At 63.7% G+C, this 22252-nt stretch carries 20 protein-coding genes and 1 pseudogene; 3 read left to right on the forward strand and 18 right to left on the reverse strand.

Annotated features, from left to right (window positions below; genetic code table 11):
• Positions 1–102: 102 nt before the first annotated feature.
• The 3 genes from flgA (at position 103) to PCA20602_RS20930 (ending at position 2042) form a co-directional block, all read left to right on the forward strand.
• A complete protein-coding gene (gene flgA / locus PCA20602_RS20920) occupies positions 103–1122 on the forward strand; it encodes a flagellar basal body P-ring formation chaperone FlgA (RefSeq protein ID WP_150722826.1) in 1020 nt (339 codons plus the stop codon).
• A gap of 126 nt (positions 1123–1248) precedes the next feature.
• Positions 1249–1587 carry a flagellar biosynthesis anti-sigma factor FlgM gene (gene flgM / locus PCA20602_RS20925; RefSeq protein ID WP_150722827.1) on the forward strand — a complete coding sequence of 113 codons (339 nt, stop codon included), beginning with the start codon at positions 1249–1251 and terminating at the stop codon, positions 1585–1587.
• The gene (locus tag PCA20602_RS20930) at positions 1584–2042 is read left to right on the forward strand and encodes a flagella synthesis protein FlgN (RefSeq protein ID WP_150722828.1); all 459 of its coding nucleotides are present in this window, start codon (positions 1584–1586) and stop codon (positions 2040–2042) included. The genes flgM and PCA20602_RS20930 overlap by 4 nt, the downstream gene beginning before the upstream one ends.
• A gap of 48 nt (positions 2043–2090) precedes the next feature.
• Here PCA20602_RS20930 and PCA20602_RS20935 read toward each other — a convergent pair whose 3' ends face one another.
• The 18 genes and pseudogenes from PCA20602_RS20935 to PCA20602_RS21015 form a co-directional block, all read right to left on the reverse strand.
• The gene (locus tag PCA20602_RS20935; RefSeq protein ID WP_069344486.1) at positions 2091–2417 is read right to left on the reverse strand and encodes a type II toxin-antitoxin system HicB family antitoxin; all 327 of its coding nucleotides are present in this window, start codon (positions 2415–2417) and stop codon (positions 2091–2093) included.
• Between the two features lie 285 nt (positions 2418–2702).
• Positions 2703–3320: a hypothetical protein gene (locus tag PCA20602_RS20940; protein WP_150722829.1), complete on the reverse strand. Its 618-nt coding sequence runs from the start codon at positions 3318–3320 to the stop codon at positions 2703–2705.
• Between the two features lie 127 nt (positions 3321–3447).
• Entirely contained in the window at positions 3448–3651 is a 204-nt protein-coding gene (dynB, locus tag PCA20602_RS26425; RefSeq protein WP_425495694.1) for a dynobactin A family peptide antibiotic, read from the reverse strand.
• Positions 3652–3653: 2 nt separating this feature from the next.
• A complete protein-coding gene (gene dynA / locus PCA20602_RS20945; protein ID WP_150722830.1) occupies positions 3654–4856 on the reverse strand; it encodes a dynobactin maturation radical SAM/SPASM protein DynA in 1203 nt (400 codons plus the stop codon).
• A 232-nt stretch (positions 4857–5088) separates the two neighbouring features.
• The gene (locus PCA20602_RS20950; protein WP_046290192.1) at positions 5089–5817 is read right to left on the reverse strand and encodes an RNA polymerase sigma factor FliA; all 729 of its coding nucleotides are present in this window, start codon (positions 5815–5817) and stop codon (positions 5089–5091) included.
• A 37-nt stretch (positions 5818–5854) separates the two neighbouring features.
• On the reverse strand, positions 5855–6718 hold the full coding sequence (locus PCA20602_RS20955) for a MinD/ParA family ATP-binding protein (protein WP_150722831.1): 864 nt from the start codon (positions 6716–6718) through the stop codon (positions 5855–5857).
• Positions 6711–7946: pseudogene (gene flhF / locus PCA20602_RS20960) on the reverse strand (flagellar biosynthesis GTPase FlhF); the annotation flags it as partial. The pseudogene flhF and the gene PCA20602_RS20955, both read right to left, overlap by 8 nt.
• A 20-nt stretch (positions 7947–7966) precedes the next feature.
• The gene (flhA, locus tag PCA20602_RS20965) at positions 7967–10027 is read right to left on the reverse strand and encodes a flagellar biosynthesis protein FlhA (RefSeq protein ID WP_371443321.1); all 2061 of its coding nucleotides are present in this window, start codon (positions 10025–10027) and stop codon (positions 7967–7969) included.
• A 48-nt stretch (positions 10028–10075) separates the two neighbouring features.
• A complete protein-coding gene (gene flhB, locus PCA20602_RS20970; RefSeq protein WP_150722832.1) occupies positions 10076–11227 on the reverse strand; it encodes a flagellar biosynthesis protein FlhB in 1152 nt (383 codons plus the stop codon).
• A gap of 257 nt (positions 11228–11484) precedes the next feature.
• Positions 11485–12108, reverse strand: coding sequence for a protein phosphatase CheZ (gene cheZ / locus PCA20602_RS20975; RefSeq protein WP_256388788.1), 624 nt, complete (start codon positions 12106–12108; stop codon positions 11485–11487).
• 53 nt (positions 12109–12161) lie between these two features.
• A complete protein-coding gene (cheY, locus tag PCA20602_RS20980) occupies positions 12162–12560 on the reverse strand; it encodes a chemotaxis response regulator CheY (protein ID WP_042113604.1) in 399 nt (132 codons plus the stop codon).
• A 132-nt stretch (positions 12561–12692) separates the two neighbouring features.
• On the reverse strand, positions 12693–13772 hold the full coding sequence (locus tag PCA20602_RS20985; protein ID WP_150722833.1) for a protein-glutamate methylesterase/protein-glutamine glutaminase: 1080 nt from the start codon (positions 13770–13772) through the stop codon (positions 12693–12695).
• Positions 13769–14443, reverse strand: coding sequence for a chemoreceptor glutamine deamidase CheD (cheD, locus tag PCA20602_RS20990; protein WP_069344481.1), 675 nt, complete (start codon positions 14441–14443; stop codon positions 13769–13771). Before cheD ends, PCA20602_RS20985 begins: the two co-directional genes overlap by 4 nt.
• Before the next feature lies 1 nt (position 14444).
• Positions 14445–15386, reverse strand: a complete 942-nt coding sequence (locus PCA20602_RS20995) for a CheR family methyltransferase (RefSeq protein WP_139133372.1) — start codon at positions 15384–15386, stop codon at positions 14445–14447.
• Between the two features lie 111 nt (positions 15387–15497).
• A complete protein-coding gene (locus PCA20602_RS21000) occupies positions 15498–17150 on the reverse strand; it encodes a methyl-accepting chemotaxis protein (RefSeq protein WP_150722834.1) in 1653 nt (550 codons plus the stop codon).
• A gap of 196 nt (positions 17151–17346) precedes the next feature.
• Positions 17347–19122 carry a methyl-accepting chemotaxis protein gene (locus tag PCA20602_RS21005; RefSeq protein ID WP_150722835.1) on the reverse strand — a complete coding sequence of 592 codons (1776 nt, stop codon included), beginning with the start codon at positions 19120–19122 and terminating at the stop codon, positions 17347–17349.
• A gap of 91 nt (positions 19123–19213) precedes the next feature.
• Positions 19214–21604, reverse strand: a complete 2391-nt coding sequence (locus PCA20602_RS26225) for a methyl-accepting chemotaxis protein (protein WP_150722836.1) — start codon at positions 21602–21604, stop codon at positions 19214–19216.
• 117 nt (positions 21605–21721) lie between these two features.
• Entirely contained in the window at positions 21722–22237 is a 516-nt protein-coding gene (locus PCA20602_RS21015) for a chemotaxis protein CheW (RefSeq protein ID WP_047906364.1), read from the reverse strand.
• Positions 22238–22252: the final 15 nt, after the last annotated feature.

Here is a 22252-nt window from a genome sequence, read left to right on the forward strand (position 1 = left end):
GCACAGGGACACTGCCCGGTGTCGTCGGCTTCACAGCTTGAAGTGGGTTGAGTGCCGGATGCCCCGAAATCATCTCGGGCAGCGGCCGCAAGGAGAGTGAGCATGGCAGGCAAATCCGGCGACGGTCTCGCCCGTGCCCCGCGCCCGCAAGGCGAACGGGGCGGCCAGCGCGCGCGCCTTCGATCGGTCCTGTCGGGCTTGATGACTGCGACGCTCGGCTTAACAGCCTTCGGCATCATGGTCGGCCCGGTTTGCGCCGCCGCTCAGAACGCCGTGAACCCCGGTGTCGCCACCGACCCTGCCGCGCAGAACCTCGGCAGCACGCTCGGTCCCGGCGCCATCGTCATCCCCGGTAACAATGCCGCCGCAGGCGGTGTCGCGTCGAACGTGCCGAGCATGGTGCGTCCGGTGACGGCGAACGCCGCGCCCGCACAGCCGCAAGCCGTCGCGGTGCAAGCGCCGCAAGTCGCACAGCCCCAGGCATCCCAGTACCAGAACACCCAGGTCATCCGTCAGACCGCCGAGCGGTTTCTGCGCGAGCAGACGACCGGCCTGCCCGGTCAGGTGAGCATCACCGTGGGCGAGTCGGTCTCGGACCACATGCCCGCATGCATGGCGCTCGAACCCTTCCTGCCGCCCGGTGCGCGCCTGTGGGGAACGACGAGCGTCGGCGTGCGCTGCGTGGGGGAGCGTCCGTGGACGCTGTATCTGCAAGCCCGCGTGAGCATCAACGCCACGTACTTCGTCGCCGCCCGTCAGATCAATCCGGGCGAGACGATCGGGCCGAACGACCTCTCCCCGCGTCAGGGCGATCTCACGTTGCTGCCGCGTACGGTCGCGACCGATGCCGGCCAGATCGTCGGCACGGTGGCGGTGAACCGGATCACGTCCGGTCTGCCGATTCGCTCGGACCTGCTGCGCAGTGCGATTGCCGTCCAGCAGGGACAAACCGTGCGCGTGGTCTCGCGTGGCTCAGGATTCGAAGTGAGCACGGAAGGTCAGGTGCTCACGCGTGCCAGCGCGGGCGATCCCGTACAGGTGCGCACCCGCGCCGGACAAGTCGTCAGCGGCACGGTAAAGACGGGAAAAAACGGCAACGTCGAAGTCGAAGTTGCTCTATAAGTGATCGCTCACTATCATTAAGTATTCGCTGAAATCACCCGGGCACTTGAACTGGTAACAGGATGTTACTTGCCTAAAGTTATGGCGGATAATGCCGTTACACAGGCAGGTTTCTGGGGAAAGCACATGAAAATCGAACCACCCGCCAATCCGTTGACTGGTGTCGGCGCAGGCAAGGCGACGACCGATCGGACGACGACCGGCACTGTGAATGCTGATGCGACGGCTGCGCCTTCGGCGAACGTCGGCGGCGGCGCGAACGTGAGCACGAGCGCGTTGTCGTCGGAGATGCGTGCGTTGCAGGACGGGCTGGCGAAAACGGGCACGGCGGATATCGACGTGGCGAAGGTAGAAGCGATCAAGGCGGCGATCGCCAATGGCCAGTTGGCCATCGACACATCCAGGATTGCGGACGGTCTCATTGCGACCGCACGCGATTTGCTCTCTGCGCAATCGAAGTCATGACAACCGAAGCCCTGCTGAACGCCCTATCTGTCGAGACGACCGCTATCGGTACGTTTTCGGCATTGCTCGGGGAAGAACAGCAGGCATTGGTGAGCGGCACGCTGGACGCGCTGCCGGAGCTGACCGAGCGCAAGACGCGCGCGGTCGTGGAACTCTCGGCGCTCGGTCGCGAGCGCGACGCGCAGTTGCAGGCGTTGGGCTTTACGCCGGATGAAGCCGGCGCGACGGCGGCGGCAGCGACCGACGCCCGCATCGCCACGGCATGGAACGCACTGCTTGCCGCAGCGGCCGAAGCCAAGCGCGCCAACGACACGAACGGCTTGCTCATCAATACGCGCCTGACCTACACGCAGCAGGCGCTGAACGTCCTCTACGGCCCGACCAACAACGCCCCACTCTACGGCCCCGACGGCCGCACCACCCCGCGCTCGAGCGGGGGCAGCGTGACGGCCTGATCGGCCTGACAACCCAACCCCAATCTGGCGTTGACTGAGCGCCCTGCCTTAGCTGAGTGCAAGTTTGAGGCTCGCCAGTCGATTCAGGCTAACCCCCATCTCTGCAGCTTCGATGACTAACGCACGATGTAGCGTTGGCGGAATGCGCACGCGGAATTCCCCGCTGTAGCGGTGTTCTGCGAGCGGCTCCGGGACTTTTTCGCCGTTAGCCCGCATATCTGCGACAACCTCGGTGACCGTACTGCGAATGCCATCCAACGCGCCTTCCGGTGTCTTATCCAGCCATGAAAGTGACGGAAACTCTGCGCACAATCCCACATGCTCGCCATCTTCGGGCGACCATGTCAGGCGATAGGTGTAGTGATTGACGTTCATGCTTTGCCCTCGAATTTGCGGATGGCATTTAACACTTGGCGCACCTGACGTTGTAGACGCGAGGTCGACGTGGCGGCATAAGGCGCGCGCTCTGGATATCGCAGGGGAGGCACAACTCCTCAACGCGTACTTCAGCAATAGTGAGAATCGAGATGACTATCCGGTTCTGTACGTGATTCGAGAGTTTTCCGGTGCCGCACGTATTGGTGACGCGTCCGAAATCGGCATCGTTGGGGATCCCTTGTCACGCCGATACGTCGCACATCGACCACATCGACAACGAACTCAGCATTTCACGGCAATCAGCGGGCGCTCCTGCCTAATGAAGGGATCGATGCTAGTCGCTTGGCCGGGTATGCGAACGCAGTAGGTACCGTTTGGCGTTTGGACACGCTCCACTCTGGAACCATCCGGCCGGATCTCACTAGTTGCAGCACCGGACGCCCATCCTTTACCAAGCGCGGCTTCGAATGCCTTTGCGACCGAGTCGCTCCCCGTCCCAAGTCTCGTCTCTTCTTTACCATCGCTCGTGGTCGATTGACTTATGACGGCACGTTCAGCGGAATTCACATCATTCGCACTTCTTGATGGACGAACGAGGTCATGGATGGACTCCCGCCAATTGGTTAAGGGAATCTCTTGTTGATCAGGAGGGGAAGTTCTCTCGTTAACCACTGGCTTCGTTGGCGAGCGACTGCCGATGGTCGACGTCTTATTGCCGACGTTTGTGCGGCCGTTGGGAACATGTTTTTTCTTGTCCTGTGGACTGCCCAGCCCTTTTGGCAAAGAAATTTGGGAAGCAGGGCTTTCAACGAATGTAACGATCATCGCGGGGGTAGCTCCTGCTTTATCAGGGACGTGCCCCCCGTGCGGAAGCACAATTGCAAGCAACAGGTGCAGCACGACGGATGTCGATACACAGACCATCAGCAACCATGGGTCATGTCCACTTCTATTTGATCTATCGACATGAATCATGGGATTAGAAGAGATGGCGCAACCATCGCTGTCCGTCGCGCTTTACAGCTCTTTAGTTGGATTCCTTGAAGTAGTGATACGTGTGCACGTTGCCGTTCCAGTGATAAGAACAAGCCATCTCCCGATCCGCACTACTTCTATAGGTGTTTGGTATGTCCTGCCCAGGCTCAAACAAATCTCTCGCGACGCCGCCAAACGAATCGAGTAACGCCCGATTCCACACAGGAACCACTAAATCAGAAGATTTCGAGTGCATGCTTAAACCTCGCTAATGGAGTGAATTGGAATAACGCGGGGGGCCTTTTTAGCTGTGCCTCGCTTGGGAGGCACCAGGATTGGATCTAATCCATCGGTCATATGCCACGCATTCCTCTTGCCAGCGACAATCGACAGCCGCTCCAACCGTTCCGCGACGTGTTCATATATTTCGTATAGGCCGGGACAATAGTAGTCGCGTGAATTTATGTCCCCCGTGAATTTATAGGCTCGAGACATACACCCTCCGTGACATACGTGCTGCCACTTGCATTGAGCACACTGGGGATCAATGGCCCGTGTTCTGAAGGCGATTGCGCGATCACTGTTGACGACCTCGGCAAGCGGCATCTTGGCAATGTTTCCGAGCACAGCCGCGGCATTCCCTGACATGGACGCACACGGATAGACGTCTCCAACCGGGTCGACCGAAAGGTTGAAATCGGCGCAATTCGACATTCCAATGCAGTCTGCAGGCTTCCCGTAAAGAATTGCCCGTGTCTTCACGACGAAATCGTGCCCATAGACGTAGTCGTCCCCCGCGCTGATCCAGTCGTCATACATGGATATCCACGCTCGCGCATACTCTTGGGGACTAATACTAAGTTCGTCGTAGTGGTCGCGAGCCGCTCCAGATAGCGTCAACGGAATAACGTTAAAACCGAGTCGATGCTTCGAAAGAAACTGCAAAATCTCTTTCGTATGAGTGATCGTTGCACGATTGAGAACGATACAGACCCCTGGATTGAGACCAACGGACCTCAAAGTCTCCAGTGCTTTCCAAGTTCTCTCGAATGACCCGGCACCGGAGCGATAGACCCTGAATCGATCGTTGATTTCTTCTGGACCATCGAGGGACAGACTGACATCGAATCCTTGGCCCGCGAAGAATCTCGCCCACTCGAGATCAATGAGTGTGCCGTTGGTTTGGACACTATTAGTGAACCGGACACCGTTCGCGAATGTTTTCTGAAACTCAATGATCCGCTCGAAGAATCGGCGTCCCGCGACTAGCGGTTCGCCTCCATGCCAAATGAAATCAACCTCGTCGACGCTCTCGTATCGCTTCGCCAGTTCAAGAGTTTCCCGAATCGTCGCTCCTAGCGTCTCCACGTCCATTACCGGCTTGCGAACGTCGTCGTTATAGCAGTACGTGCATGCCAAATTGCATATATGCGTGGGCTTCACCACGTTCACCAACCGCATGTCCCCCTCCCGAGTCCGTTGTTAACGACCACCTCGACATTAGGGGGAAGATGTACCGAGTCGTTAGCGGCAGAATACCGCTCGAATCGGATGAGTGGCCTTGGGAATTTTCCGTTGACTGCAATGCTGTACACCCGATGCAGTCCCACGCGACAAAACAAAAACCCTCGGGAGTTTTTATCTCACCGAGGGTTCGTCAATGGCTTCGGCATTGCGCCGACTCAACGTTAACTCAATTCGCCGACGTCCACGCCTTCTCGCGCAACGTCGCGCGAAGACGCGAGATCGCCTGACTGTGCAACTGGCAGACGCGGGACTCGCTGACTTCGAGCACCGCGCCGATTTCGCGCAGGTTCAGGCCCTGTTCGTAGTACAGGCTCATCAGCAACTTCTCGCGATCGGGCAAGCGGTCGATGGCGTCGACCACACCGCCGCGCAAACCTTCGTCGAGCAACATCGTCAGCGGGTCCGCGCCCGGATCGGCGCAGATGCGATCGATGAACGGCTCTTCGTCCGCCGATTCGAAATCTTCGTAATAGATCAGCTGGCAGCCGTGCACGTCCTGCAACATCTGCTGATACTCGGTCAGACCGATCGACATCTCGCCCGCAATCTCGCTCTCGGACGGTCCCCGCCCAAGACGCTGCTCCAGACGCTGCACCGCCTTCTCGATCTCACGCGCCGTCTTGCGAATGCCGCGCGACGCCCAGTCCAGCTCGCGCAACTCGTCGAGCATCGCCCCGCGAATGCGCTGGCTCGCGTACGTCTCGAACTGCGCGCCCTGCGTCTCCTGGTACCGGTTCGCCGCATCGAGCAGCCCCAGCATGCCGGCCTGAATCAGATCTTCCAACTCCACGCTGGCCGGCAGCTTCGCCATCAATTGCAGCGCCAGACGGCGCACCAACGGCGCGTATTGGGTCAGCGTGTCGTTCGTGTCGACCTTCCCGCGCGCGGTATACATGTTTCCCTCCGCTTCCTCTCGACGCGTGCCGTGACGCTCAGGCCGTGTGCGCGCTCGCCGCGCCCACGCCATGCGTCATCTCGCCACCGCGATCGCCGCCGATATCACCGATCCCCGTCGGACCCGTCTCTCGCATGGCGAGCGGCCAATGCGTCACCTGCGACGCCAATTGACGATACGCCACCGCCGCCGGCGCCATCGGGAAGGCATCGACCACGGTGCGCGTCAGATGCCGCGCACGCATGACCTGCCGATCCGACGGCACGTGTCCCGCCAACTCCAGCGACACCGCCAGATAACGGCTCGCCGTCGTGGCCAGATTGCGGCACACCACCCGTGCCTCCATATCCTCGGCCCGATTCACCAACACCCGGAACTGCGCCAGCGCATACTCGAAATGCGCCTGCTTGATCCACGAATACGCCCCCGTGATCGCCGCCGGCTCACACCCCAGCACCACCAGCACGTCGTGCGCATGCGCCGCGAGCGGGCTCAGCACACCGCCGGTGTGGGTGCAGTCGACGACCACGACGTCAGGCTCGCCCGCCGTCAACATCGGCAACGAGTGCTGCGGATCGATACGCTCCGGATGACGATGCGCCACGGGCACCAGCACCACGTTGTCGCGCGTGTGTACGCGAATCGCATCGGACGACACGCGTCCGGCAATCACGTCATGGATGTCGCCGCGCAGCGGCAGGCCGAGCGCAGGCGCCGCATGGCCGCTCTCGTCGGCCAGTACGACATCCTGACCGTGATGGGCCAGCGCACTGGCCAGATTCAACGCAACACTCGTCTGACCGGCTTCAGGCGCACTCCCCACCACCGCGACGATACGCGTGGTGTGACGCGCCACCAGACGGCGCAGCCCCTCAGCTTGATCGAGTACGAGTTTAACCAAAGCAGGCCTCGCCTGAAGGTTGAGCAGGCGCGAACAGCCCGCTGTAATTGGGATCGACCCCGCGCACCACGGCCGGCAAATCTTCCTCGGACGGTACGAACGGCGAACCCGTCACCGGTGCCGACAACGCCGTGTCGATCAGGAACTGCCGGTCGGCCACGTGCAGGTTCTCCGGCACGCGCTGTCCCGTGGAAACGTAATGCACCGGCAAACGGTGGCGAATCACCGTATCGAGCACCGACCCGAGATTGGTCGTCTCGTCGAGTTTCGTCAGAATACACCCGGCCAGATCGCCACCGCCCTCGGCGCTGGCACTGCGGTACGCATGCACCACTTCGTTGAGCGTGTCGCCATGGCTCGTCGCATTGAGCAACAGCAGACGCTGCACCGGCGTCTCCGCCCCGCACAGCATCGCCACCTGCTCCGGCACCGTGCGGTCGCGCTGGCTCATGCCAACCGTGTCGATCAGCACCATGTGCTTGTTGCGCAGCTCGGTCAGCGCCAGACGCAGGTCCGTCGCATCTTTCACCGCATGCACCGTCACGCCGAGAATCTTGCCGTAGATGCGTAACTGCTCGTGACCGCCGATACGATAGCTGTCGGTCGTGAGCAGCGCGAGCTTCTCCGCGCCATGACGCATCACACAACGCGCCGCCAGCTTGGCCGTGGTCGTGGTCTTGCCCACGCCCGTCGGCCCCATCAGCGCGTACACGCCGCCGCGATCCATCAGTTCGTCTTCGTTCGGCATGATGGGCAGGTTGCGCTTGAGCGCATTCTTCACCCAGTCCAGACCGCTTTCGCGGTCGCTGCCTTCGGGCAGATGTTCGAGCAACGCGCGGCCCAACTGCGCCGAGAAGCCTGCCGCGAGCAAGGTGCGCAGAATCTCGCCCTGTGCCGGCGAGCGACGTTGCTTGTCGTTCCACACCAGTCCGGCGACCTGCTCTTCGAGCAGCCCGCGCATACTTTGCAACTCGCCCATCATCGACTGCGCAAACGCGCTCGTCGCTGCGATGTCGTTCGCCGCGCTCGCCTGCGGGGCGGAGACCGGGGGCGCAGCCGGGCGCGGACGCGGCCGATGCGTCGGCATGTCGCCACCGGCCAGTGCGTCCAGATCCTCTTCCGCCAACGCCACGATCTCGACGCCGTTAGCGACCGAACGATTGGACAACACGACCGCATCGGGTCCGATTTCCTCGCGAATCTGGCGCAGTGCGTCGCGGCACGTGCCCGCAAAGAATTTCCGAATCTTCACGCTTGACCTCCGATGAGTGCCGTCATTTTCACATTACGGGTATCTGGCACTTCCGCATACGACAAAACCTTGAGCTGCGGCAGGCTGCGACGCAAGAAGCGCGAGAGCAGCGAACGCAGCGGATGTTGAACCAGCAATACCGTCGGCAAGCCCTGACGCTCCTGACGCGTCACGGCCGCCTGGGTTTCACGCAACAACGTGTCCGCGAGGCCCGGCTCGAGGCCGGTGCCACCGCCGGCCGACAACGCCTGCGTGAGAATTCGTTCGAGATTGGCGTCGAGCCCCACCACTTCCAGATCGCCGCTGCCCGGAAACACGCTCTGCGTGATCGCGCGACCCAACGACAGACGCACCAGCGCCGTGAGGTCGTAGGGGTCCTGCACGCGCGCGCCGTGTTCGGCGATGGTATCGATGATGGTGCGCATGTCGCGAATCGGCACCTGCTCTTCGAGCAGGTTTTGCAGCACCTTCTGCAACGTGGTGAGCGCGATGGTCTTCGGCACCAGGTCTTCGATGAGCTTCGGCGCGTCCTTGCCGATGCGCTCGATGAGCTGCTGCACTTCCTGACGTCCCAGCAATTCGTGCGCGTGGGCGTTGATCAGGTGATTCAGGTGCGTGGCGACCACCGTCCCCGCATCGACCACGGTGTAGCCGTACGCCTGCGCCTGATCGCGCTGACCGACGTCGATCCACGTGGCCGGCAGCCCGAACGCCGGATCGCGCGTCGGCGTGCCTTGCAGCGGCGCGCTGACCTGTCCCGGGTCGATGGCCAGCAACTGGCCCGGATACGCTTCGCCCTCGCCGATGATCACGCCCTTGAGCGTGATGCGGTACTGGTTCGGCCGAAGCTCCAGGTTGTCGCGAATGTGCACCACCGGGGCGAGAAAGCCGATTTCCTGCGCGAACTTCTTGCGAATGCCCTTGATCCGCTTGAGCAGTTCGCCATCCTGATTGCGGTCGACGAGCGGGATCAGGCGATAGCCGACTTCCAGCCCCAGCGGGTCGACCAGCGCCACGTCGTCCCACGAGGCTTCGGCCACTTCGGCCGGCGCCTGCGCGGCCACCGGCGCCGGGCGCGTCGCCTGCACCTTGGCCGCCGCGGCCTTGCGGAACTGCCAGCGGGCGAGCGCGCCGAGCCCCAGTGCGAGCAGCAGGAAGGCAAAGTGCGGCATGCCCGGGATCAGCCCCATCAGGCCGAGAATCGCCGCCGTGATACCCAGCACCTGCGGGTTGCTGAACAGTTGCGAGACGACCTGCTGGCCGACGTCTTCGTCCGTCGCCACCCGCGAGACGACCACACCGGCGGCCGTCGAGATCACCAGCGCCGGGATCTGCGCGACGAGACCGTCACCGATGGTCAGCAGCGTGTAGTTCTTGGCGGCGGTCGCAAGGTCCAGATTGTGCTGGACCACACCGACGATCAGCCCGCCGATGATGTTGATGAGCATGATCAGCAAGCCCGCGACCGCGTCGCCGCGCACGAACTTGGAGGCGCCGTCCATCGAGCCGTAGAAGTCGGCTTCCTGCGCGATCACGGCTCGGCGCTTGCGGGCCTCCTCTTCGCCGATGAGACCCGCGTTCAGGTCGGCGTCGATGGCCATCTGCTTGCCGGGCATGGCGTCGAGGGTAAAACGCGCGCCCACTTCGGCGATACGCCCAGCGCCCTTCGTGATCACCATGAAGTTGATGACCACGAGGATGATGAACACCACGATACCGACGGCGTAGTTGCCGCCGACGAGGAAATGGCCGAAGGCCTCGATCACCTTGCCGGCGGCGTCCGGGCCGGTGTGGCCTTCGAGCAGCACCACGCGGGTGGACGCCACGTTCAGCGACAGGCGCAGCAGCGTGGAGAACAGCAGCACGCTCGGGAACGCCGCGAAGTCGAGCGGCTTTTGCGTGTACATGCTCACGAGCAGCACCATCACCGCCAGCGCGATGTTGAACGTGAACAGCAGATCCAGGATAAACGGCGGCAGCGGGAGGATCATCATGCCCAGAATCATGATGATCAGCACCGGCGCGGCGAGCGACTTCAAATTGCCGCCGAGGAGCATTTGCGACGTGCGCAGCAGCTGGTTCGCGCGTGGGTTGAGGTTCATTCGTTACACTCGTTTCGACCCGAGGCGCCGGGGCGCATCGAGTTCTGCCGGCACCGGCAGGTCCGACGGGGTCATCGGCTCGACGCCCCCCTCGGTACGCCAGCGGCGAAGCTGGAAGACCCACGCCAGCACCTCGGCCACGGCCGTGTACAGCGTGGCCGGGATTTCGTGACCGATTTCCACGTGACGGTGCAGGGCACGCGCCAGCGGCGGGGCTTCGAGAATCGGAATGCGGTGCTCCGCAGCCATCTCGCGGATACGCTGCGCGACCAGATCGGTGCCCTTGGCGAGCACGCGCGGCGCGCGCATGTTGTCCTTGTATTCGAGGGCGACGGCAAAGTGCGTCGGGTTCGTCACGATCACGTCGGCCTTGGGCACGTCCTGCATCATGCGACGGCGCGCCGCCTGACGCTGCAACTGCCGGATGTGCGCCTTGACGTGCGGATCGCCCTCGGTTTCCTTGTTCTCCTGACGCACTTCCTCTTTGGTCATGCGCAGCTTCTTGTAGTGCTGCCAGATCTGGAACGGCACATCGATGGCCGCCACCAGCAGCAACGACGCCACGATGAACGCGCAGCACACCACGATCATCTCGCCCACGTACGGCAGCGCGGCGCGCGGCGGCTGGGTCATCAGGCCCATCACGGCGTCTTTGTCGCGGGCAATCGCCCAGTACGCCACGGCGCCCACCAGAATGGTCTTCGCCACCGCCTTGATCAGCTCGACCAGTCCCTGCGTGGAGAACATACGGCCCAGCCCCTTGAGCGGGTTCAGACGGCCGAAGTTGGGGGCGAGCGACTTGGTCGTGAAGAGCCAGCCGCCGAGCGCCATCGGCGCCACGATGGCCGCGATCACCAGCAGACCGAGCAGCGGTGCGATGGCCATGAGCGCGTCGGCGCCCGAGTGGGCGGCGTACGACAGCATGCGACGGGTGTCCATCGCCGTGCCCGGCTCGAACTGCATGCCGTGGCGCATCAACTGTGCGAAACCCTGCGAGATACGGTCGGCCGTCATCCACATGCCGGCCACGCCAGCGGCCAGCAAAGCGAACGTCGAAAGCTCGCGCGAACGCGCGACCTGACCCTCCTCGCGCGCCTTCTCAAGGCGCCGGGGGGTCGGTGATTCCGACTTTTCGAGATCGCTTTCCTCAGCCATGCCCTATCCACAGCGGGCGGACGAACCCACCCTATCGCGACTGATTATCGCGGTAACCGTCAAGTCACAAAGGGGGGAATAGAGGCGGGATTGGGCGGTATATTGGGGCAGACGTCGCGAGAACGTCGGGATCGGGGGCGCGAATGTAGGGAAAAGCCCTCACCAGACGGGATTCCGCCAGCCGGTTGAGGGGCTGGCGGAGGTTTGCATCGACGCCGCAATCACGGGCTCAGCCGCCCGCGACGATCCGGCAGACGTCAGAAACCGAGGCTCGCGAGCAGGTCGTCGACCTGACCCTGATCCGACACGATGTCGGTGCGCCCTTCCTTCTTGATCTGCGGCCCGTTGAGCAGGGAATCTTCCGCTTCCTTGCGCTTTTCGGGCGGCATGTTCTCGAGCAGCGTCTGGAGCAGATGCTTCTCGATCTCCTGCACCACGTCCATGATCTTCTTGATGACCTGTCCGGTCAGATCCTGGAAGTCCTGCGCCATCATGATTTCCATCAGATGGTTGTTGGTCGCGCGGGTGTCGTCCGGCACGCGACGCAGGTAGGTGCGGGTCTCGGTGACGAGCTTGCGGGCGTCGTCGAGTTCGAGCGGCTGGTCGAACCACTTGGCCCAGCGCTCGTCGAGCGCGTTGGCGTCCGCTTCGAGACGGTCCTGAATGGGCTTGGCCAGCTCGATCGCCGTCAACGCCCGCACCGCCGCCTGTTCGGTCATGGTGGCGACGTAGTTCAGGCGGTCGCGTGCATCCGGAATGGCCTCGGCGGCCTGTTCCAGTTGCTTGTCCAGACCGAGTTCGCGCAGGTTGTCGCGCAACATGCGCGTCAACTGCCCGATGCGCATGAGCATGCGCTCGGCCGGATCCGCCTCGCCGGTCACGTAAGCGCCGCTGGGCTCACCCGGCCATTCAGTGCTCGACTCGTGGGTCACGTTCAGGCCCCCGTTTTTTCCATTTTCTCGAAGATCTTGCCCAGCTTCTCATCGAGGGTCGCAGCCGTGAACGGCTTGACCACATACCCGCTCGCACCGGCCTGGGCGGCGGCGATGATGTTTTCCTTCTTGGCTTCGGCCGTCACCATCAGAACGGGAAGCTTCGAGAGGTTGGGATCGGCGCGGATTTGCTGGAGCATCGTCAGGCCGTCCATGTTCGGCATGTTCCAGTCAGACACCACGAATTCGAAGCTGCCGCCGCGCAGCTTGGCGAGCGCCGCCGCGCCGTCTTCCGCCTCGTCGACATTCGAGAAACCCAGCTCCTTGAGCAGGTTTCGCACAATGCGACGCATCGTCGGGAAATCGTCGACGACCAGGAACTTCATGTTCTTATCAACCATCATCACTCCAATTCTGCCGGTCCCCCTCGGGGGGCCGACGATATTCATGGGCAAATTCCGCCGTCACTCAGTGCCCTGAGTGTGGACGCAAATCGCTGCGGACCATACGGCGAAAAAACGCCAAAAACCGAACTATACCCGTTGCGTGCGTTCGCCGAATTTCGCGACCTGATGAAGCACTTTTCGGGCCATCTCGTGCAACGGCACCACCTCTTCCGCGCCGCCCATCGCAATGGCCTCGCGCGGCATGCCGAACACGATGCAGCTCGCTTCGTCCTGCGCGAACGTGTGCGCACCGGCGCGGCGCATCTCCACGAGGCCGGCCGCACCGTCGCGGCCCATGCCCGTGAGAATCACCCCGATGGCGTTACGTCCCGCGTGCACGGCTGCGGAGCGAAACAATACATCGACCGACGGCCGATGTCGATTCACGGGCGGCGCCGGATCGAGCAGCGCCACGTAGTTCGCGCCGCTGCGCGAGAGTTGCAGGTGGGTGTCGCCGCCCGGCGCGATATACGCATGCCCTGGCAACACACGCTCGCCATGCTCGGCTTCCTTCACCGTGATGCGGCAAAGCCCGTTCAGGCGCTGTGCGAACGACTTGGTGAAGCCCGCCGGCATGTGCTGCGTGATCAGAATCGCCGGCGCGTCCGGCGGCATCGGCACGAGCACTTCGCGAATCGCCTCCGTGCCGCCCGTCGACGCGCCGATGATGATCAGCTTTTCCGTCGAGACCAGCGGGTTGCGCAGCATCGGCGCGGCTTCCACCGGCGCCGGCGCCGCATTCTTGGGCGGCGCGCTGCGCACGCGGGCGCGCGCGGCAGCACGAATCTTGTCGGCGATCATCTCGCCGTATTCGAGCATGCCGTCACGAATGCCCAGACGCGGCTTCGTCACGAAGTCCACTGCCCCGAGTTCGAGCGCGCGCATCGTGACCTCCGAGCCACGCTCGGTCAGCGACGACACCATGAGCACCGGCATCGGACGCAGGCGCATGAGCTTCTCGAGGAAGTCCAGCCCGTCCATGCGCGGCATTTCGACGTCGAGCGTGAGCACGTCCGGGTTGTGTTGCTTGATCAGGTCACGCGCCACGAGCGGATCGGGTGCGGTCGCCACGACGGTCATGTCCGGATGCGCATTGATGATCTCCGTCATCAGGCTGCGCACAAGTGCGGAATCGTCCACGCACAGGACTTTGATTGGTTCGCTCAAGCCTCCTCCATTTTTCGGTTGTCAGGCCCCGGCCGAGGCTTGGCATTTCTGGCCGGTGGCGCAAAGAGTTCTACGGAGCCCCGTACTTCGCGTGCACGCAAACGCTGCGCGTACGCCTGTTCCCGCTGGACGATGGCCGGATCGCCCCGATCGCCCAGCTTCTTGACCATCACCCGCCCGGTGCGCGGCAAAAAGCACACCTTGCGCGGATGCGGTCCGAGCAGATCCTGCGCAGTCACGCGAATCTGCTCCATCTCGAGATAGCGCAACACGAAATTCGCATTGCGATCGCCGATATTCAATGTGGTCATGCCCGCGAGCACCGCGCCGCCGCCGAAGACTTTCGCCTCCAGACGCTCGCGCCGCGCGCCGAGCTTGATCAGCTCGTTGATGAGCATTTCCATCGCGTAGGCACCGTAACGCATGGACGCCGAGAGTAACCGGTCGCGCTCGCTTTCGCCATCGTCGGGCAGCATGAAATGGTTCATGCCGCCGATGCCCGTGACGCTGTCGCGCACACACGCGGCAACACAGGAACCGAGCACCGTCACGAGCATGATGTCTTCGGTCGTGACGTAATACTCCGAAGGCAGCAACTTCACCGCCTGCGTGTTGAACGCATTGTCGAAGTAATGGTTGGTCGCCAGCGCTTCGGCCAGTGGCTGTGCCATCTCAGGCTCCCCGTGCGCCTGCACCGGCCAGTTCGTACACCGTCTGCCCACGCAGACGGAACGCCCGGCTCACATACGTAAAGTTTTCCGAGTGGCCCGCGAAGAGCAGGCCATCCGGCTTGAGCAAGGGCACGAAGCGCTCCAGAATGCGCGCCTGCGTGGCCTTGTCGAAGTAGATCATCACGTTGCGGCAGAAGATGACATCGAACGGCCCGCCGATGTGCCACGACGGCGCGAGCAGGTTGAGCGGTTCGAACGTGACCAGTTGCTGCAATTCGGGACGCACCTTGATCTTCCCCGAGTTCGCCCCCGTGCCGCGCAGGAAGTGCCGACGCAGTTGTTCCTGCGAAAGCTTGCCGGTCTGCTCGCCGTTGTAGACGGCGGCGGAGGCGCGCGCGAGCACCTGGGTGTCGACGTCGGTGGCGATCACGCTCGCATTGGGACGCGAGCCGAGCGTGTCGACCAGCGTCATCGCGATCGAATACGGCTCTTCGCCCGTCGATGCCGCACAGCACCATACGGAAATCGGTTTGGCGCGGTTGCGTACGAAGTCGGCCAGCAGAGGGAAGTGGTGCGATTCGCGGAAGAACGACGTGAGGTTCGTCGTCAGCGCGTTGGTGAACGACTCCCATTCGCTGTCGCCGGTATCGGCTTCGAGCATGTCGAGGTATTCGGTGAAGCTCGTCATGCCGAGCGCACGCAGGCGCCGGGCGATGCGGCTGTACACCATCTCGCGCTTGTGCTCGGCCAGCGCAATCCCGGCACGCTGGTAGATCAGGTTGCGAATACGGCCGAAGTCGGCCAGCGAGAAGGCGAAGTCGCGCTCGCCCGAGAGGGCGGCACCGCTTGCGCGCGCGAAATCCGCGCTGCGCGAGCCAGCGTCGCCGTCGGTGCCGGAGGCACCGCGACGCGTCAGATGCGAGGTGTTGCGCGAATCAGTCATGGTGTCTCACTTTGTCACGGCGTCACGTGCCCGCCGATCCCCATTTCCACTACTAAACTGCCGACGTCGTTACTGCTAAACCAGCGATGCCCTTGCGCTGCGCTGCCCGGCTCATGCCGCGCGAGCCATCGGTCGCGGTGTGCCGTCGCGACCCGGCGTACCGAGCGCGTGCACGCTGCCTGCCGCCGCCATACCGCTCACGCCCCCCATGCCGCCGGTCTGGAACACCGACACCGCCGCGCGCAACTCGTGCGCCTGCGATTCCAGCGCCCCCGCAGCCGCAGCTGCCTGTTCCACCAGCGCCGCGTTTTGCTGCGTGACTTCGTCCATCTGCGTCACAGCGCGGTTGACCTGCTCGATGCCGCTCGACTGTTCGGCAGACGCCGCCGAGATCTCGCCCATGATGTCCGTCACGCGTTTGACGGCCTGCACGATCTCTTCCATCGTCTGACGCTGACGCGCCACCAGCGCCGTGCCGTCCTGCACACGACGCGACGAATCTTCGATCAGCGCCTTGATTTCCTTCGCCGCCGCCGCACTGCGCTGCGCCAGCGTGCGCACTTCGCCGGCCACCACGGCGAAGCCACGTCCCTGCTCACCCGCGCGGGCAGCTTCCACGGCCGCGTTCAGCGCGAGAATGTTCGTCTGGAACGCAATGCCGTCGATCACACCGATGATGTCGACGATCTTGGTCGAGCTGGTCGAAATACCGTCCATGGTCGCACCGACCTGCCCGGAGACTTCCCCGCCGCGCGTGGCGATCTCGGACGCGTTCACGGCCAACTGGCTCGCCTGACGCGCGTTGTCGGCGTTCTGGCGCACGGTGGCGGTGAGTTGTTCCATCGACGACGCGGTCTCTTCGAGCGACGCCGCCTGTTGCTCGGTGCGCGCCGACAGATCGGTGTTGCCCGCCGCGATTTCGTGCGCAGCCGTCGTGATCGACTCGGTACCTTCGCGGATCTGCGAGATGGTGCCGGCGAGCGTGTGCTGCATGCGTTGCATGGCGTACAGCAGGCTCTGCGTATCGCCCTGCGCCACGTTCACATGGCTATGCAGATCGCCGCTCGCGATGCGATGCGCGATCTCGGACGCATATTCGGGTTCGCCGCCGAGGCTGCGATGGACGTTGCGGATGATCATGATCATCGCGGCCGTGACGATGGCGCCGATGACGAGCAAGGCGATGCCGAAGCGTGCGAGCGTGGCGTAGAAGGCCTCGTCGATATCCTGCACATACACGCCGCTCATCATTCCCCAGTCCCACGGCGCGTAATACTTTACGAACGAGAGTTTGGCGAGACGCTTGTCGCTGCCGGCAACACGCCCGAAGTAGTCGACGAAGCCCGCGCCCTTGTCCTTGGCCACGCGCGCCATTTCGACATAGAGCAGCTTGCCGTTCGAATCCTTGTAGGTGGAGACGTCCTTGTTCACCAGATCGGCGAGCGTCGGATGCATGAGCACGGTCGGCCTGGTATCGAAGATGACCACGTAGCCGTTGCCGCCCTCGCCGTAGCGCATGGCTTTCAGGCGCGCCATCGCCTGCTGTTTCGCCTCGTCGACGGTGATCTTGCCGGCCGCCGCCTGCGCGGCGTATTCGCGCACGATGCCATCGGCGCTCGTGACGATGTTCTCGACCGACGCGCGACGCTCCGACGTCATCATGCCGCGCTCATGCCACGCAGCCCAGCCGCCGAGAATCAAAAGACCCAGCCACATCAGCGCGAGCGCCGACCAGAGTTTTGCCTTGAGACTCAACTGCATCATGATGTGACCCTCCACCACCCGCCTGCCCGGGCGCTGCACTGAGGTGCGGCGCGCACGACGGCGTTTGTCTTGCCGATTGTTGCCACTTGCCGACACGCGCCTCTGGCTTCCCCGCGATCCTGCTGCGCGGGGAGAGACGCGTGCACCGTTCCTGTAAGTTGTTGCGTGACTGCGTTAATGCGCCTTCGTTACGCGATCAGAACGTTTCCCAGTCGCCGTTCGCGTCGTCCGTGCCGGTGCGCGCAGCAGCCGATGCTGCCGGTGTCGCCGCGGGGGCAGGCTTGCGCAACGGTGCCGGTGCGGGCGTGGCCTTGGGCGCAGCCGCCGGGGCCGACGCTGCTGGCGCCGCCGCCTTCTTCACGGCCGCCGGACGTGCGACGGGCAGCGCCGCCAGCGCCGGGGCGACATGGCTTGCAGCCGCCTGGCTGGCGTCGACGCGGAACACCGACACCGTCGTCTTCAGACGGTTGGCCTGCTCTTCGAGCGAGCCGGCGGCAGCCGCCGCTTCCTCGACCAGCGCCGCGTTCTGCTGCGTGACTTCGTCCATCTGCGTGATCGCGCGGTTGACCTGCTCGATGCCGCTCGACTGTTCGGCAGAGGCTGCCGAAATCTCACCCATGATGTCGGTCACGCGCTTCACGGCCTGCACGATCTCGTTCATCGTGTGGCCCTGCTGGGCGACGAGCGCCGTGCCGTCCTGCACGCGACGCGACGAGTCTTCGATCAGCGCCTTGATTTCCTTCGCGGCCGCCGCACTGCGCTGGGCCAACGTACGCACCTCACCGGCAACCACGGCGAAGCCGCGGCCCTGCTCGCCGGCACGCGCGGCTTCCACCGCTGCGTTCAGCGCCAGAATGTTCGTCTGGAACGCAATGCCGTCGATCACGCTGATGATGTCGACGATCTTGCTGGAGCTCGTCGAGATGCCGTCCATCGTTTCGCCGACCTGACCGGACACCTGACCGCCACGCGTGGCGATTTCGGAAGCGTTCACGGCAAGCTGGCTGGCCTGACGGGCGTTGTCGGCGTTCTGACGCACGGTGGCCGTCAGTTGCTCCATCGACGATGCGGTCTCTTCCAGCGATGCAGCCTGTTGTTCGGTGCGGGCCGACAGATCGGTGTTGCCCGCGGCGATCTGCTGCGCGGCGGACGTGATCGACTCGGTGCCCGAGCGGACCTCGGCGACGGTGCGCACGAGGCTGTCCTGCATGTGCTTCACGCCCTTGAACAGACGCCCCGTCTCGGTGTCATTCCACACGTCGATGCGTTGCGTGAGGTCGCCGCCGGCGATCTTCTCGAAGTGCTTGATGGCGTCGTCGATCGGGCCGACGATGGCGCGCGTGAGGGTGACCTGCGTCACGATGCCGACCAGCAGGCCGACCGCCAGACCGATGCCGACCATCCACATCACCATCGTGTAGCGGGCTTGCGCCTGAGCGTAACGGGTCTCGGCGTTCGTGACCTGCATGTCGGCGAGGGTCGTCATCGCCTTGGTGTAATCGGCGAACAGGCGCGGCACGTCCATGACCGTCTTCGCGTGGAAGTCGGGAATGTCACCCGATTCGATGGCCTTGAGCGCGGGCAGAATGCCGTCGTTGTTCACCTTGCCGCGTGCCGCAACCACGGCGTCGGCCAGGCCCTTCTCCTGATCGCTCATCGGCAGCGCTGCGTAGGATGCCCAGGCATCGTCCGCTTTCTTGAGATTGGCACGTACGCTCTCGATGGCCGACTTGATCTCGGTCGGATCGGCAATGAACTCGATACGCGACAGCGTCACGCGCGCGCCCAACGTCGAGATCGTCGTCTGCGCGAGCGAGCGCGCCGACGCCATGTCGTTCGTATAGATCTGTTGTAGCGATGCGTTGCTCTGTCGCAGCGAGATAAGTCCCACCGCTGCGCCGACAATCAGCAGCACCATGAAGAGTCCAAGCGCCAGCGTAAGCCGTGCCCGGATGGTGACATTCTTAAACATAACGACCTCTACCCCGTGAAGACCGGCCTCTGACCGGTATAGCCATCACAACAATCTCGACTCTTGGCCGACGCTTTGCATCCACGTACCGTCAAAACTCTTCCCAGTCGCCCGGGTCACTGGTCTTTGCCGTCGACGTTGTACCCGTCGATCCGCCGGCCGGGGGCTTGCCCCGACGTGCTGCCAGTTGCAGCACCTGTGCATCTTCCTGTGTGTCCGTCGCAGCGGGCGACGTGGCCTGCGGGCGACGTGTCGCCGTTCGCGTCGCCGCGCCGCCTGCGCTCGCGCGCGCCGGTGCCGCGCCCGCCTGAGCGGTCTGCGCCACGGGTGCGGCGTGCGTTGCCTGTGCTGCTGCCGTCGTCGCCACCGGCTTCGATACCGGCTTCGATACCGGCTGGCGCGTGGTCATCGTGCTGGTGTGTGCGATGGCGTGGCGAGCGCTCGGTGCGCCGGCCGCCTGGAACGCGTCGCCGACCCGGAAGACGGACACGGCGTCGCGCAGACGGTGCGCCTGATCTTCCAGCGATCCGGCCGCAGCCGCCGCTTCTTCGACCAGCGCCGCGTTCTGCTGCGTGACTTCATCCATCTGCGTCACAGCGCGGTTGACCTGCTCGATACCGCTCGACTGCTCGGCAGACGCCGCCGAGATCTCGCCCATGATGTCCGTCACGCGCTGCACGGCCTGCACGATCTCGTCCATCGTGTGACCGGCCTGCGCCACCAGCGCCGAGCCGTTCTCCACGCGCCCGACCGAGTCTTCGATGAGGACCTTGATTTCCTTCGCGGCGGCGGCACTGCGCTGCGCCAGCGTGCGCACTTCGCCTGCGACCACGGCGAAGCCGCGACCCTGCTCACCCGCGCGGGCGGCTTCCACGGCCGCGTTCAGCGCCAGAATGTTCGTCTGGAACGCGATGCCTTCGATCACACTGATGATGTCGGCGATCTTGTGCGAGCTCGTCGAAATGCCCTGCATCGTGTCGACGACGTTACCCACGACCTGACCGCCGCGCGCGGCGATCTCCGAGGCGTTCACGGCCAGCACGCTCGCCTGTTTGGCGTTGTCGGCGTTTTGCTTGACGGTCGCCGTCAGCTCTTCCATCGACGACGCGGTCTGCTCCAGCGACGCGGCCTGCTGCTCGGTACGCGCCGACAGATCGGTGTTGCCCGCTGCGATTTCGCGCGAGGCGATGTTGATCGATTCGATGCCTTCACGCACGTCCGAGACGATGGACAGCAAGCTGTTCTTCATCACCGTCAGCCCGAACAGCAACTGGCCGATCTCGTCGCGCCCGGTGCCTTCGGCCTTGCCCGTCAGGTCGCCCGCCGCGATCTGCTTCGACATGGCCAGCGCCACGCGCAGCGGATGATTGATCGCTCGGCGCAGAATGCTGCCGAGCACGAACAGCATGATGATGCCGCCGATCACCGCCACCGCTGTCGCCGCGCGCACCAGCGTGTGTTCCTTCTGCGCCTGCTGATACAGATCGGTGGCCTGCGTGAGTTCGAGGCGCGTGAGCGCGTTCAGCTCGTCGCGCATCGGGCCGTAGGCCGGCTTCACTTTTTCCAGATACGTCTGCTGCGCGCCCTCGGCCGAACCGACCCGCAGCATCTCGACCGTCTTTTGCAGACCGTCGCTGGTGAAACGCTGACGAATCACGTCGAAGCGCTCGGCCTGCGCCCGCGTGTTGGCGTCGACCGTCTTCATGTACTCCGCCCACTGGCGGTTGATGTCGTCGAGACTGCCTGCGATCTCGTCACCCGCGCGCTTCATCGTGTCGAGGTTCGGGCTGCCGACGGCCTCGGCCACGAGCCACACGTCGCGATCGAGCTTCTGTCCGATCGTGCCCAGCGTACTCACCGGCACCATGCCGTTCTGATACACCTGCAACAGCTTGGTGTTGCTGCTCGACACGCCCCACAGGCCCAGCCCGCCGACGATCGCAAGCAGGACCGCGCCGAGCACAATGATGCCGGTCAGCCGTGCGCGCAGCGTGTCCAGACGCACACGACGCGCGATCGCGGCAATGCCGCCACGCTCGACCTGGCCGCCCCGAATGCGCAGGCTGCCAGCCTGTCCGTTGCGAAAGCGCGCGTAGATGTCTTCGGCTTGCGCAGCGGCGCCTGCGGCCGGACGCACACGGACGGACGTATAGCCCACCACCGCGTTGTTTTCCAGCGTCGGCGTAACGGTGGCCAGCACCCAGTAGAAGTCGCCGTTCTTGCGGCGGTTCTTGACCAGCCCGGTCCACGTGTCGCCGCGCTTGATCGTCTCCCACAAATCGCCGAAGGCCTCGGCGGGCATGTCGGGATGGCGAACGATGTTGTGCGGCGACCCCAGCAGTTCGTCGCGCGAATAGCCGCTCACCTCCACGAAGGCGGGATTGGCGTACGTGATCCGCCCCTTCAGATCCGTCCGAGAGATCAGGTACTGATGCTCGCCGATGACGAATTCGTTCTGGGTAACGGGCTGGTTATCGCGCACGTGCTCGGTCTCCGTGGACTGGGGTGAGTGGGTTATGTCTGTAAGGGTGACGCGGCGGGTGTCTCGGCCCGCCTGCTGATTGGCACTTTGGCGTCTCGCTGCCGTTACCGGTCTGACTTAGCTCGCCAGACGCTCGATGAGCGCCATGTCGTCGCTGGTCATCAACTTCTCGATGTCCATCAGGATCAGCATGCGGCCTTCGACCGTGCCCAGCCCCGTGATGTACTCGGTGGCCAGTTGCGCGCCGAACTCGGGCGCCGGCTTGATTTCGCCGCGAGCGAGCGTCAGCACGTCGGACACGCCGTCGACCACCATGCCGACCACGCGACCCGCCACGTTCAGAATGATCACGACCGTCTGCGTGTCGTATTCGACGCGACCCAGACGGAACTTGATGCGCATGTCGACGATCGGCACGATGATGCCGCGCAGGTTGATCACGCCCTTGATGAAGTCGGGGGCGTTGGCGATGCGCGTGACCGCGTCGTAGCCGCGAATTTCCTGCACCTTCAGAATGTCGATGCCGTACTCCTCTTCACCGAGCGTGAAGACGAGAAATTCCTGGCCGTCGCCATCGGTCTGCATGGCGCCTGCGTGGCGCGACACGGCCTGCTCTTGCGAAAGGTTGTCCATCTAACGCGTCTCCGA

The sequence above is a fragment of the Pandoraea capi genome (genome assembly GCF_902459735.1).
GTDB classification, from domain to species: domain Bacteria; phylum Pseudomonadota; class Gammaproteobacteria; order Burkholderiales; family Burkholderiaceae; genus Pandoraea; species Pandoraea capi.

Coding starts and splice junctions, on each gene's coding strand:
- flhA (WP_371443321.1), bottom strand. CDS start 10,027: ATGCTCCTCGGCGGCAATTTGAAGTCGCTCGCCGCGCCGGTGCTGATC.
- cheD (WP_069344481.1), bottom strand. CDS start 14,443: ATGGCACAGCCACTGGCCGAAGCGCTGGCGACCAACCATTACTTCGAC.
- PCA20602_RS20930 (WP_150722828.1), top strand. CDS start 1,584: ATGACAACCGAAGCCCTGCTGAACGCCCTATCTGTCGAGACGACCGCT.
- flhB (WP_150722832.1), bottom strand. CDS start 11,227: ATGGCTGAGGAAAGCGATCTCGAAAAGTCGGAATCACCGACCCCCCGG.
- PCA20602_RS20950 (WP_046290192.1), bottom strand. CDS start 5,817: ATGTATACCGCGCGCGGGAAGGTCGACACGAACGACACGCTGACCCAA.
- PCA20602_RS20935 (WP_069344486.1), bottom strand. CDS start 2,417: ATGAACGTCAATCACTACACCTATCGCCTGACATGGTCGCCCGAAGAT.
- flgM (WP_150722827.1), top strand. CDS start 1,249: ATGAAAATCGAACCACCCGCCAATCCGTTGACTGGTGTCGGCGCAGGC.
- dynA (WP_150722830.1), bottom strand. CDS start 4,856: ATGCGGTTGGTGAACGTGGTGAAGCCCACGCATATATGCAATTTGGCA.
- dynB (WP_425495694.1), bottom strand. CDS start 3,651: ATGCACTCGAAATCTTCTGATTTAGTGGTTCCTGTGTGGAATCGGGCG.
- flgA (WP_150722826.1), top strand. CDS start 103: ATGGCAGGCAAATCCGGCGACGGTCTCGCCCGTGCCCCGCGCCCGCAA.
- cheY (WP_042113604.1), bottom strand. CDS start 12,560: ATGGTTGATAAGAACATGAAGTTCCTGGTCGTCGACGATTTCCCGACG.
- PCA20602_RS21015 (WP_047906364.1), bottom strand. CDS start 22,237: ATGGACAACCTTTCGCAAGAGCAGGCCGTGTCGCGCCACGCAGGCGCC.
- PCA20602_RS21005 (WP_150722835.1), bottom strand. CDS start 19,122: ATGTTTAAGAATGTCACCATCCGGGCACGGCTTACGCTGGCGCTTGGA.
- PCA20602_RS21000 (WP_150722834.1), bottom strand. CDS start 17,150: ATGATGCAGTTGAGTCTCAAGGCAAAACTCTGGTCGGCGCTCGCGCTG.
- PCA20602_RS20995 (WP_139133372.1), bottom strand. CDS start 15,386: ATGACTGATTCGCGCAACACCTCGCATCTGACGCGTCGCGGTGCCTCC.